Origin of the sequence: Mycobacterium sp., assembly GCF_049683355.1 — a bacterium.
GTDB lineage: Bacteria > Actinomycetota > Actinomycetes > Mycobacteriales > Mycobacteriaceae > Mycobacterium.
Window position 1 is genome coordinate 1 of record NZ_JBAUJB010000085.1, and the last position, 10,158, is coordinate 10,158.

Annotated in this window: 14 protein-coding genes; 8 read left to right on the forward strand and 6 right to left on the reverse strand. The window is 68.7% G+C overall.

Annotation, left to right across the window (positions count from 1 at the left end):
- The first annotated feature begins 67 nt into the window (after positions 1 to 67).
- Positions 68 to 424, forward strand: a complete 357-nt coding sequence (locus tag WA944_RS05395; protein WP_526610681.1) for a WhiB family transcriptional regulator — start codon at positions 68 to 70, stop codon at positions 422 to 424.
- Positions 425 to 440: 16 nt separating this feature from the next.
- Here the strand turns inward: WA944_RS05395 and bagB are convergent, their stop codons facing one another.
- Both bagB and bagA read right to left on the reverse strand, forming a co-directional pair.
- The gene (bagB, locus tag WA944_RS05400; protein ID WP_526371141.1) at positions 441 to 1,571 is read right to left on the reverse strand and encodes an ATPase BagB; all 1,131 of its coding nucleotides are present in this window, start codon (positions 1,569 to 1,571) and stop codon (positions 441 to 443) included.
- Between the two features lie 13 nt (positions 1,572 to 1,584).
- Positions 1,585 to 2,628 (reverse strand): ATPase BagA, encoded by a 1,044-nt coding sequence (gene bagA / locus WA944_RS05405; RefSeq protein WP_526371139.1) that lies wholly within the window; start codon positions 2,626 to 2,628, stop codon positions 1,585 to 1,587.
- A 45-nt stretch (positions 2,629 to 2,673) separates the two neighbouring features.
- On the opposite strand from bagA, the gene sp36 reads away from it, so the two are divergent.
- The 3 genes from sp36 to WA944_RS05420 are packed head-to-tail and all read left to right on the forward strand — an operon-like array spanning position 2,674 to position 4,081.
- Entirely contained in the window at positions 2,674 to 2,835 is a 162-nt protein-coding gene (gene sp36 / locus WA944_RS05410) for a Sp36 family protein (RefSeq protein ID WP_159228721.1), read from the forward strand.
- A gap of 17 nt (positions 2,836 to 2,852) precedes the next feature.
- Positions 2,853 to 3,290, forward strand: a complete 438-nt coding sequence (locus tag WA944_RS05415; RefSeq protein ID WP_526373370.1) for a RidA family protein — start codon at positions 2,853 to 2,855, stop codon at positions 3,288 to 3,290.
- Positions 3,287 to 4,081: an MBL fold metallo-hydrolase gene (locus WA944_RS05420; protein ID WP_526373368.1), complete on the forward strand. Its 795-nt coding sequence runs from the start codon at positions 3,287 to 3,289 to the stop codon at positions 4,079 to 4,081. Before WA944_RS05415 ends, WA944_RS05420 begins: the two co-directional genes overlap by 4 nt.
- Positions 4,082 to 4,085: 4 nt before the next feature.
- On the opposite strand, the gene crp is transcribed toward WA944_RS05420, so the two are convergent.
- Together crp and WA944_RS05430 are read right to left on the reverse strand one after the other, a co-directional pair.
- The gene (gene crp, locus WA944_RS05425) at positions 4,086 to 4,760 is read right to left on the reverse strand and encodes a cAMP-activated global transcriptional regulator CRP (protein ID WP_003931718.1); all 675 of its coding nucleotides are present in this window, start codon (positions 4,758 to 4,760) and stop codon (positions 4,086 to 4,088) included.
- Between the two features lie 130 nt (positions 4,761 to 4,890).
- Positions 4,891 to 5,193, reverse strand: a complete 303-nt coding sequence (locus WA944_RS05430; protein ID WP_526646498.1) for a hypothetical protein — start codon at positions 5,191 to 5,193, stop codon at positions 4,891 to 4,893.
- 273 nt (positions 5,194 to 5,466) lie between these two features.
- Between WA944_RS05430 and nth the strand changes: the two genes are divergently transcribed.
- From nth to marP, 4 genes are read left to right on the forward strand one after another with little or no spacing between them, the layout of a single operon-like run.
- Positions 5,467 to 6,147: an endonuclease III gene (nth, locus tag WA944_RS05435; protein ID WP_526373428.1), complete on the forward strand. Its 681-nt coding sequence runs from the start codon at positions 5,467 to 5,469 to the stop codon at positions 6,145 to 6,147.
- A 30-nt stretch (positions 6,148 to 6,177) separates the two neighbouring features.
- Complete coding sequence (locus WA944_RS05440; protein ID WP_526373420.1) at positions 6,178 to 6,855, forward strand: TlpA disulfide reductase family protein; 678 nt, start codon at positions 6,178 to 6,180, stop codon at positions 6,853 to 6,855.
- Positions 6,852 to 7,628, forward strand: coding sequence for an NUDIX hydrolase (locus WA944_RS05445; protein WP_526373422.1), 777 nt, complete (start codon positions 6,852 to 6,854; stop codon positions 7,626 to 7,628). Before WA944_RS05440 ends, WA944_RS05445 begins: the two co-directional genes overlap by 4 nt.
- A gap of 2 nt (positions 7,629 to 7,630) precedes the next feature.
- A complete protein-coding gene (marP, locus tag WA944_RS05450; protein WP_370329525.1) occupies positions 7,631 to 8,818 on the forward strand; it encodes an acid resistance serine protease MarP in 1,188 nt (395 codons plus the stop codon).
- Here the strand turns inward: marP and WA944_RS05455 are convergent.
- Entirely contained in the window at positions 8,811 to 9,776 is a 966-nt protein-coding gene (locus tag WA944_RS05455) for an alpha/beta fold hydrolase (protein ID WP_526646494.1), read from the reverse strand. The genes marP and WA944_RS05455 overlap by 8 nt on opposite strands.
- A partial coding sequence (locus WA944_RS05460) for a phage holin family protein (protein WP_526646496.1) occupies positions 9,776 to 10,158 on the reverse strand: 383 nt, incomplete at its 5' end. The genes WA944_RS05460 and WA944_RS05455, both read right to left, overlap by 1 nt.

Below are 10,158 nucleotides of genomic sequence, written 5' to 3' on the forward strand. Positions count from 1 at the left end.
GCGATCGACGCCGGTTTAGGAAGTCGTCTGCGTTGTCGGGGCGCGGCCAGAACGAAGGGGATCGCAGGTGTTAGGTACCAAGCCCGCCGCTCGCAAGACCACCGTGAATCCGACCGGCCAGTCCATTGTGCCTGGCGCAGAGGCTGAGGCGCGTATTGCGTGGGTTTCGCAGGCCCGGTGTCGCCAGGCCGACCCGGACGAACTTTTCGTCCGCGGCGCTGCCCAGCGAAAAGCCGCCGTGATCTGCCGGCACTGCCCCGTCATCGCCGAATGCGGTGCCGACGCCCTGGACAACCGGGTGGAGTTCGGAGTGTGGGGCGGCATGACCGAGCGCCAGCGCCGCGCCCTGCTCAAGCAGCACCCGGAAGTGGTGTCCTGGGCCGAGTTCTTTGCTGCGCAGCGCAAGCACCGCACCGCGGGCTGATCCGTTCCGCGCCTCCTCAGGCCGCGGGAAGCTCCCCGGTGATCTGATCGGCGATGGCCCGCAGGGCCTCCAGATCGGATACGTCGAACGGCAGTGACGGCACTCCCACGATCGCCACGTGCGGGTTCGCGCCGGTGAATCTGGACAGCAGCCGGATCTCCCGCTTGGCCGTGGACGCTCGGGCGGCATGGATACGCAAGGCGGCCACGGTCAACGCGTCAGAACCTGTCTTCTCCAACTCGTCTGCCGCCTCGGCGGCCTTGTCGGCGTGCAGGGTGCACAGCGTGGGATGGGTGCGGTTGAGGACCAACCCCGCCAGCGGCATGTGCTCGGTGGAAAGCCGGTCGACAAAAAACGACGCCTCGCGCAGTGCGTCGGGCTCGGCCGCCGAAACCACGACGAACTGGGTGCCGCGCCGCTTGAGCAGTTCGTAGGTGCGGTCCGCCTTCTCCCGGAAGCCGCCGAACGTCGCATCCAGTGACTGCACGAAGCCCGCCGCGTCGGAGAGCATCTGCGATCCCAGGATCGTCGACATCCCCTTCATCGCCAGACCGACCGCGCCGGTCACCAGACGGCCGATGCCGCGGCCGGGCGCCAGGAGCAGACGCCACAACCTGCTGTCCATGAAGCTGCCCAACCGCTTCGGCGCGTCCAGGAAATCGAGCGCGTTGCGCGACGGCGGGGTGTCGACCACGATCAGGTCCCATTTGTCTTCTGCCAGAAGCTGACCCAGCTTCTCCATGGCCATGTATTCCTGTGTGCCGGCAAGCGACGTCGCGACCGTCTGATAGAACTGGTTGTCCAGAATGGCGTCCGCGGCCCCGGATCCGGAGTACTGGACCACCATCTCGTCGAAGGTGCGGCGCATGTCGAGCATCATCGCGTGCAACTCACCGGGCACCTCGGGCGCCAGCGGCACCCGTTGCGGGTTGTTCCCCAGATCTTTGATCCCCAGTGCCTGGGCGAGCCGTTTGGCGGGGTCGATGGTCAGCACGACGACGGTGCGGCCGTACTCGGCGGCGCGCAACGCCATCGCGGCGGCGGTCGTGGTCTTGCCGACGCCACCCGCGCCGCAGCACACGACCACCCGGTTGGACCTGTCGAGCAGGATCGAGGCCATGTCCAGGGCCGGCGGGGTGGTGCTCATGGGTTTCCTCCGCTCACCGGACGCCCTGTTGGGCGAGTGCTTCTGCCAGTTCGTACAGACTTCCCAGGTCGACACCGTCGGGTAGCGAGGGAAGTTCCAGCCGCGCCACATCGATCTCGACGAGCTCTTCGGAACTCTCGGTGCGCGCCGCGATCCGGGTGGCGTGCTGGATGGTCTCGGTGAGCAGCCCGGCGAAGTCCTGGTCGGACAGCGTGATCCCGGCATTCTGCAGCCCGGCCCGCATCGCGTCGGCGTCGACGTCGCCCTCGGCGGCCTTGGCCAGGCCGTCGGGCGGCAGGTACGCCGGGATGTTGCGGTTGACGATGACGCTGCCGATGGGCAGCTGAATCTGCCGCAACTCCTCGATCGCCTCGATCGTCTCCTGGATCGGCAGTGCCTCCAGCAGGGTGACCAGATGGATGGCCGTCAGGTCGGAATGCAGGAGCTTGACCACGCCCTCGGCTTGCGAATGCACCGGGCCGCCCTTGGCCAGGTCCGACACCGCCTGGGTGACATCGAGGAACCGGGCGATGCGGCCGGTCGGTGGGGCGTCGACGACGACGGCGTCGTAGACGCTCTGCTTGGCCTTCGCGTCACCCTTGGTGCGGGTCACGATCTCCTTGATCTTGCCGGTGAGCAGCACGTCACGCAGACCCGGCGCGATCGTCGTCGCGAACTCCACGGCGCCGATCCTGCGCATCGCCCGCCCGGCCAGACCCAGGTTGTAGAACATGTCGAGGTACTCCAGGAACGCCGCCTCGGTGTCGATCGCCAGCGCATTGACCTGGCCACCACCCTCGGCCGTGGCGATCTTGACCTCTTCGTAGGGCAGCGGCGGCACGTCGAAGAGCTGTGCGATGCCCTGGCGTCCTTCGACTTCCACCAGAAGAACCCGGCGGCCACCGGACGCCAGCGCCAGTGCCAGCGAGGCGGCGATCGTCGACTTGCCGGTGCCGCCTTTGCCCGTGACGAAATGCAGGCGTGCCTCGGTCAGGCGAGCCGGCCAGCCGACGGGCTTGGGACCAGCCGTTGTCCCGGTTGTTGTGGTAGCCACCACTGCATGCTAGCCACAGGGGGTGCGGCGCCGGATAAGCTCGGCCGCATGAGCGAACCGACCCGCTGGGAGTACTCGACCGTGCCCCTGCTGACACACGCCACCAAACAGATCCTCGACCAGTGGGGCGAGGACGGCTGGGAGTTGGTGTCGGTGCTGCCCGGTCCTACTGGTGAGCAGCACGTCGCCTATCTCAAGCGACCGAAGTGACCTCCTGGTCGGCCCGGATGGCAGACCAGGGCATCGAGCTCCCACAGGTCGTCGCGCCGGTGGCGGCCTACGTGCCCGCGGTCCGCACCGGGAACCTCGTCTACACCTCGGGGCAGCTGCCGATGACGTCCGGCCAGCTGCCGATGACCGGCAAGGTCGGGGCCGAGGTGACCGCGGAGCAGGCAAAGGAGCTGGCCCGCCAGTGCGCACTGAACGCGCTGGCCGCCATCGACTCGCTGGTCGGCGTCGACGCGGTGGTGCGCGTCGTGAAGGTGGTCGGGTTCGTCGCCTCGGCTCCCGGTTTCGGCGGTCAGCCCGGTGTCATCAACGGCGCCTCGGAGCTGTTCGGTGAGGTGTTCGGGGACGCCGGGGCGCACGCCAGGTCCGCGGTGGGGGTTTCTGAGTTGCCGCTCGATTCCCCCGTCGAGGTCGAGGTCGTCGTAGAGGTGGCGTGAGCTCGTCGGAGCATCCCGCCTACGGCCTGCTACGGCCGGTGACCGACAACGCGTCGGTGCTGCTGTGCGACAACCCGGGGCTGATGACGCTCGAGGGCACCAACACCTGGGTGCTGCGCGGGCCGGGCAGCGACGAGATGGTGGTCGTGGATCCCGGGCCCGATGGCTCCGGCGCTGCCGATGAGCACATCGAGCGGCTCGCCGCGCTCGGACCGATCCCACTGGTGCTGATCAGTCACCGTCACACCGACCACACCGGCGGAATCGACCGGATCGTCGATCTCACCGGCGCTGTCGTGCGGTCGGTGGGCAGCGGTTTCCTGCGAGGCCTGGGCGGACCGCTCACCGACGGCGAGGTGATCGACGCAGCGGGCCTGCGGATCACCGTGATGGCCACACCCGGCCACACCGCCGACTCGGTGTGCTTCCTCGTCGACGACGGTGCAGTGCTGACCGCGGACACCATCCTGGGGCGCGGCACCTCGGTGATCGATCACGAGGACGGCGACCTGGGCGACTATCTGGAGTCGCTGCACCGGCTGCGCGGGTTGGGACACCGGACCGTGTTGCCCGGGCACGGCCCGGAACTCGACGACATGGTCGCCGTCAGCGACAGCTACCTCGCGCACCGTGAGGAGCGACTCGATCAGGTTCGAGCTGCGCTGCGGACTCTCGGCGAGGACGCCGGCAGCCGTGCGGTGGTGGAGCACGTGTACACCGACGTCGACGAAAAGCTCTGGGACGCAGCGCAATGGAGCGTTCAAGCACAGCTGAACTACCTGCGCCGCTGAGAAGTTACCTCGCTCGGCGAGCCAGCCGCTCGGAGTCGCTGATCAGCACGCTCTTGCCCTCCAGGCGGATCCAGCCGCGGTGGGCGAAATCGGCGAGCGCCTTGTTGACCGTCTCGCGGGACGCCCCGACGAGCTGGGCGATCTCTTCCTGGGTCAGGTCGTGGGTCACCCGCAGCGCCCCGCCCTCCTGCGTGCCGAACCGCTGAGCGAGCTGCAGCAGCTGCTTGGCCACCCGGCCGGGCACGTCGGTGAAGATGAGGTCCGCGAGGTTGTTGTTGGTGCGGCGCAGGCGACGTGCCAGCACCCGCAGCAGCTGCTCGGCGATCTCGGGCCGGTCGGCGATCCACGCGCGCAGGGCCTCGCGGTCCATCGACACGGCGCGCACCTCGGTGATCGTGGTGGCGCTCGACGTGCGGGGTCCCGGGTCGAAGATCGACAGCTCGCCGAACATGTCGGACGGGCCCATGATCGTCAGCAGGTTCTCCCGGCCGTCCGGTGAGCGACGGCCGATCTTCACCTTCCCGGAGATGATGATGTACAGCCGGTCCCCGGGCTCACCCTCGGCGAACACCGTGTGTCCGCGCGGGAAGTCGACTGGCTGTAGCTGCTTGGTCAGCGCGGAAACGGCGCTGGGTTCCACCCCCTGGAAGATTCCGGCCCTGGCCAGGATCTCGTCCACGTTGCCCCTCTTAAGCTGTTCGGTGATCAGAAATACGCAAGCCGACCTCGAGTGCGGATCGTGCGATCAGTCTAGAGGTAGGCCCTGCCGACGGTGTCGGCAATTGAGCCTTCAGCGTGACCAGCCCACGCTACACAGGATTGGCATGTCGGGTCTGCTGAAATTCAGGATTGGCGGCGTGCTCGAAGTACTGACGCGTGGGCAAACCCGGGGTCTGGTTGTGGACGGCGAGTCCGCCCGTCGCCGAATCCCGCTCGTCGAGCCGGCGGTGCAGGCCGTGCAGGCCGTGCAGGGCGTGGTCCATGCCGTCGCGTGCGAGCGTGTCCACATCGCTGGCCTCGGCTTGGTCCAGAAACGCGGCGACGTCTGACGGTGAGAGGACGTCGCGGTGCAGGCTCGACTCGACGCGCTCGAGACCGAGGGTCGCCAGCATCAGCAACCCCGGAATCAGCGCAACGAGCAACCAGGACACAAGGGTGAAGTAAACACGGCCAATGTCTCGGCACGATCACGAACAGTCGTCGGTAAAGACTGATCCGAGCCTCGGCGCGTCGCACCTTCTCAGTAGGCTGGTCAGGTGACTGTGGGTGAGACGCCGGCGCGCGGAGCGGACGGTGAAGCGCCGGTGCGGCGCGTGGCGGCCCGCAAGTCGGCCGGCAAGTGGGACGAGGAGACCCGGCTGGGTCTCATCCGGCGTGCCCGCCGGATGAACCGCACTCTGGCCCAGGCCTTTCCGCACGTCTACTGCGAGCTGGACTTCACCAACCCGCTCGAGCTCACCGTGGCCACCATCTTGTCTGCGCAGAGCACCGACAAGCGGGTCAACCTGACCACGCCGGCGTTGTTCGCGAAGTACCGGACCGCCCTCGACTACGCCCGCGCCGACCGGACCGAGCTCGAGGAGTTGGTCCGGCCCACCGGGTTCTTCCGGAACAAGGCCAACGCGCTCATCAGGCTGGGCCAGGAGCTGACGGAGCGCTTCGACGGTGAGGTACCTGCGACCCTCGATGAACTGGTCACCCTGCCCGGCGTGGGCCGCAAGACCGCCAACGTCATCCTCGGCAATGCATTCGGGGTGCCGGGCATCACCGTCGACACCCACTTCGGCAGGCTGGTGCGCCGGTGGCGATGGACGCCCCTGGAGGATCCGGTCAGGGTCGAGCACGCTGTCGGCGAGCTCATCGAGCGCAGTGAGTGGACCCTGCTCAGTCACCGGGTGATCTTCCACGGCCGTCGCGTCTGCCATGCCCGCAAGCCGGCCTGCGGGGTCTGCGTGCTCGCCAAGGACTGTCCGTCGTTCGGCATCGGTCCCACCGATCCGCTGACGGCCGCGGCCCTGGTCAAAGGTCCCGAGACCGAGCACCTCCTCGCGCTGGCCGGGCTCTAGGCACCCCGCTGTACCGATGAGGTTATACCGATGAGCACCTCTGTCCGGTGGAGCATCGTCGCGTTGGTGGTGGTCATCGCGCTCAGCGTGGCGCTGTGGTCGGAGCTCGATGCCGGAAACGGCGGCGGCGAGCAGGCGTCTTCGTCGCAGGACACCGTCTCTGCCCGGGACCGCCGCGACGCCGACAACCCCGAGGCACTCGCGGGTCCACGCGCCCGGGCAGATCTCGAACCCTGCCCCGCACCCTCACCGTCCCCGGGTCCCGAGGCTCTTCGCGGCATCGTGCTCGAGTGCGCGGGCGACGGCTCGCGGGTCGACGTCGCCGCCGCCGTGGCCGGCCGCCCCACCATCCTCAATCTCTGGGCGTACTGGTGCGGTCCATGTGCCGACGAGCTGCCCGCGATGGCCGAGTACGCCCGGCGCGTCGGGCCCGACGTGCTGGTCCTGACCGTGCACCAGGACGAAAACGAGAATGCGGCATTGCTGCGGCTCGCCGAACTGGGTGTGCACCTGCCGACCCTTCAGGACGGACGCCGCAGTGTCGCCGCGGCGCTGCAGGTGCCCAACGTCATGCCGGCAACGGTGATCCTGCGGCCTGACGGTAGCGTTGCCGAGATTCTGCCTCGGTCGTTCGCGACTGTCGACGAAATCGCCGAAGCGGTCGATCCGAAGCTGGGAGTGTCAGAGATGGCGGGAACGGGGCGGTGAGCTGGGAAAACCGGGCCGGCGAGCTGAATCCCGACGCGGCCCCGCCGTGGTTGACACCGCTGGTGACGCGGCCTGACGCGGTGAAGGACGCCTACCGCCGCCGCGTGCCCGCCGAGGTGCTGGCGGCGATCACTGCAGCTAACACCACCGCCGCCAGGACCCGCTCCCGCCGCGACGCCGCGGTGTTGGTGCTGTTCTCCGGCCCGGTCGACGGCGAACCCGGGGCCCTTCCCGACGACGCCGACCTGCTCGTCACGGTGCGTGCTTCGACGCTGCGCCATCACGCCGGACAGGCCGCGTTCCCCGGCGGGGCGGCCGATCCGGAAGACGACGGCCCGGTCCACACCGCCCTGCGCGAGGCCACCGAGGAGACCGGCATCGACGCCGGCCGGCTGCGTCCGCTGGCTACCCTCGAGCGGATGTTCATCCCGCCGTCGGGTTTCCACGTGGTACCGGTGCTCGCGTACTCGCCCGACCCCGGACCGGTCGCCGTTGTCGACCGCGCCGAGACCGCCGTGGTCGCGCGGGTCCCGGTCCGGGCGTTCGTCAATCCGCAGAACCGGATCATGGTGTACCGCAGCGAGAACACCCGCCGCACGGCCGGTCCGGCGTTCCTGCTCAACGAGATGCTGGTGTGGGGGTTCACCGGGCAGGTGATCTCCGCGCTGCTCGACGTCGCGGGCTGGGCTGCCCCGTGGGACACCGACAACGTGCGCGAACTCGACGAGGCAATGGCGCTTCTGGGCGTCGCGGGCAGCTACGGTGAAGCCTGACCATGACATCGTCACAGTGGCTGGACATCGCCATCCTCGCCGTCGCGCTCGTCGCTGCCATCTCCGGCTGGCGTTCCGGGGCGCCGGGTTCCCTGCTGGCCCTGGTCGGTGTCGTACTCGGCGCGGTGGCGGGGGTGCTGCTCGCGCCGCACGTCGTCAGCCACATCACCGGCCCGCGCACCCAGTTGTTCGTGACCCTGTTCCTGATCCTGGCGCTGGTGGTGATCGGGGAGATCGCCGGCGTGGTGCTCGGCCGGGCGGTGCGCGGCGCGATCCGCAGCCCCACCCTGCGCATCTTCGACTCCGTCGTCGGGGTCGCCGTGCAGCTGGTCCTGGTCCTGACCGCCGCATGGCTGCTCGGCACCGCGCTGACGTCGTCCCCGCAGCCCAATCTGGCCGCGGCCGTCCGTGATTCGAGGGTGATCGCCGAGGTCGACGCCGTCGCGCCGAACTGGCTCAGGTCGGTGCCCAACCGGCTCTCGGCGCTGTGGGACACCGCCGGACTCCACGATGTGCTCAAACCGTTCGGGCCGACAGACGTCGCCGCCGTCGACGCGCCCGACGCGTCGCTGGCCGAGTCCGCGGTGGTCGGTGCGACGCGGCCGAGCGTGGTCAAGGTGCAGGGTGTGGCACAGAGTTGCCAGAAGGTGCTCGAGGGCAGCGGCTTCGTGGTCGCTCCGAACCGGGTGATGTCCAACGCCCACGTGGTCGCGGGATCGGAGAGCGTCACCGTCGAGATCGACGGGCAGACCTATGAGGCAGGCGTGGTCTCCTACGATCCCGACGCCGACATCTCGATCCTCGACGTGCCGGACCTGCCGTCCGCGCCGCTGCAGTTCGCGGAGGGCGAGGCTCCTCCGGGCACCGACGGCATCGTGATGGGATATCCCGGCGGCGGGGATTTCCTCGCGACGCCGTCGCGCGTCCGGGAGGTCATCGAGCTCAACGGCCCCGACATCTACCGCAACACGACCGTCACCCGAGAGGTCTACACCATCAGGGGGACTGTGCGTCAAGGTAATTCGGGCGGCCCCATGATCAACCGCAGCGGCAAGGTGCTCGGCGTGGTGTTCGGCGCGGCGGTCGACGACGTCGACACCGGGTTCGTGCTCACCGCCGACGAAGTGGCGCGGCAGATGGCCAGGGTGGGCAACGTCGACCGGGTGCCCACCGGAACCTGCATCAGTTAACGGAGTACACCTGCGCCAGAAAGCGCGATAGGTGTTCGTTGACCGTCTCGGGCGCCTCTTCGTGCCCGAAATGCCCGGCGCCGTCCAGTGTTACGTACCGTCCGTGCGGAGCGTACCGCTGTGTCCGGTGTACCGGATCGGCCAGCACGTACGGGTCGGCGTCGCCGCGCAGATGCAGCACCGGAACCGGTAGTGGACGCTTCATCGACCGGATGAACCGGCGTCCCTCGCTGCGCAGTTGGCTTCGCACCGCCCAGCGCTGGTACTCCAGCGCCGAATGCGCCGCCGACGGGATCCCGATGGCCCGCCGCAGGTGGCCGATGGTCTCTGAGAAGTCTTCGCTTGCTTGCCATTTTGCGCTGGAGCGGCTGCGCACCAGCCGTTCCAGTTCGGCGCCGTCGTGGCGTGTCAGCGCGCGTTCGGGCCACACCGGCACCTGGTAGCGCAGCATCCACGGCAACAGCGCCGCGCCCTGGTCGCGGCGGGTCAGTGCCGAGGTCCGCAACGCCGCAGGGTGCGGGGAGCTCACCACCGCGATCGCGTGCACCGCCCTGGGGTGCAGAACGGCGGTGGCCCAGCAGACCAGTCCGCCGTCGGCGTGCCCCACCAGTGTCGCGGACTTGTGTCCCAGTGCGCGCACCAGACCTGCGGTGTCGCCGGCCAGGGTCCAGCCGTCGTAACCCCGCGGAGGTTTGTCGCTGCCCCCATAGCCTCGCAGGTCGACGGCCACCACGCGGGCGCCGGTCAGCCCCTTGATTTGGTGCCGCCAGGACCACCCGAACGACCCGAAACCGTGCAGCAGGATGACCAGGGGCCGGTCGGTGAGTGCCTTGGACCCGTCATCGGTGCCCGCCCGCCGTTCGGCCTCGACAACGTGGAACCGAATCCCGTTGGCATGCACGTCCAGATGACGCCAGGGCCCGGCGATGCGCACCACCGACGGCCCGGGTCGGACCATTACCAGCCTGACGGGTCGGCAGTCGACGCCGGCTTGCCGTCTCTCGACGCGACGGCCTTCGCGGCCTTGTCCTGGCCCGGGTTAAGGGCCTCGGGGATCTCTTTGACCGATTCGATCGTCTTCTGTGGTCCGCGGATGCGGCGCACCTTCAGATAGCCGACCAGGGCCAGTACCGCGGTCACCACGACCATGATGCCGAACACGATCAGGAAGGCGGCCCAGCGCCACAGCCAGCTGTCCAGCAGCTCGGCGACGAAAAAGAAGAAGAAGAACGTCGAGTAGAACAGCACCACCAGCGCCAGGATGAAGAAGACGCTGCCGGTCAACCCCTTCTTGACGTCGCGGGTGATCTCGGCCTTGGCCAACTCCACCTCGGCGCGCA